Here is a 1,448-nt window from a genome sequence, read left to right on the forward strand (position 1 = left end):
CCCGAGTGGTAGGCAAATCCGCCACTCATGCAGGGTGAGACCTGATGCCGAGCCGATTGTGGTGAAGTGGATGATCCTATGCTGTCGAGAAAAGCCTCTAGCGAGTTTCATGGCGGCCCGTACCCTAAACCGACTCAGGTGGTCAGGTAGAGAATACCGAGGCGTTCGGGTGAACTATGGTTAAGGAACTCGGCAAAATGCCCCCGTAACTTCGGGAGAAGGGGGGCCAGCTCTGGTGAGAGGACTTGCTCCTCGAGCTGGGGGTGGCCGCAGAGACCAGCGAGAAGCGACTGTTTACTAAAAACACAGGTCCGTGCGAAGCCGTAAGGCGATGTATACGGACTGACGCCTGCCCGGTGCTGGAACGTTAAGGGGACCGGTTAGCTCCATTTCGGTGGGGCGAAGCTGAGAACTTAAGCGCCAGTAAACGGCGGTGGTAACTATAACCATCCTAAGGTAGCGAAATTCCTTGTCGGGTAAGTTCCGACCTGCACGAATGGCGTAACGACTTCTCGACTGTCTCAACCATAGGCCCGGTGAAATTGCACTACGAGTAAAGATGCTCGTTTCGCGCAGCAGGACGGAAAGACCCCGGGACCTTTACTACAGTTTGATATTGGTGTTCGGTTCGGCTTGTGTAGGATAGCTGGGAGACTTTGAAACGCGGACGCCAGTTCGCGGTGAGTCGTCGTTGAAATACCAGTCTGGTCGTGCTGGATGTCTAACCTGGGTCCGTGATCCGGATCAGGGACAGTGTCTGATGGGTAGTTTAACTGGGGCGGTTGCCTCCTAAAGGGTAACGGAGGCGCCCAAAGGTTCCCTCAGCCTGGTTGGCAATCAGGTGTTGAGTGTAAGTGCACAAGGGAGCTTGACTGTGAGACCGACGGGTCGAGCAGGGACGAAAGTCGGGACTAGTGATCCGGCGGTGGCTTGTGGAAGCGCCGTCGCTCAACGGATAAAAGGTACCCCGGGGATAACAGGCTGATCTTCCCCAAGAGTCCATATCGACGGGATGGTTTGGCACCTCGATGTCGGCTCGTCGCATCCTGGGGCTGGAGTCGGTCCCAAGGGTTGGGCTGTTCGCCCATTAAAGCGGTACGCGAGCTGGGTTTAGAACGTCGTGAGACAGTTCGGTCCCTATCCGCTGTGCGCGTAGGAGTCTTGAGAAGGGCTGTCCCTAGTACGAGAGGACCGGGACGGACGAACCTCTGGTGTGCCAGTTGTTCTGCCAAGGGCATGGCTGGTTGGCTACGTTCGGGAGGGATAACCGCTGAAAGCATCTAAGCGGGAAGCCTGCTTCGAGATGAGGACTCCCACCCACTTGATGGGGTAAGGCTCCCAGTAGACGACTGGGTTGATAGGCCGGATCTGGAAGCCAGGTAACTGGTGGAGGTGACCGGTACTAATAGGCCGAGGGCTTGTCCTCAGTTGCTCGCGTCCACTGTGTT

General features: G+C 56.7%; 1 rRNA gene (only partly in view). It reads left to right on the plus strand.

The features are described 5' to 3' along the window. A 23S ribosomal RNA gene (locus IE249_RS25260) occupies window positions 1-1,426 on the plus strand; it begins 1,844 nt to the left of the window's first position. Window positions 1,427-1,448 lie beyond the last annotated feature (22 nt).

The organism is Streptomyces anandii JCM 4720 (assembly GCF_014650655.1).
Classification (GTDB): Bacteria; Actinomycetota; Actinomycetes; order Streptomycetales; family Streptomycetaceae; genus Streptomyces; species Streptomyces anandii.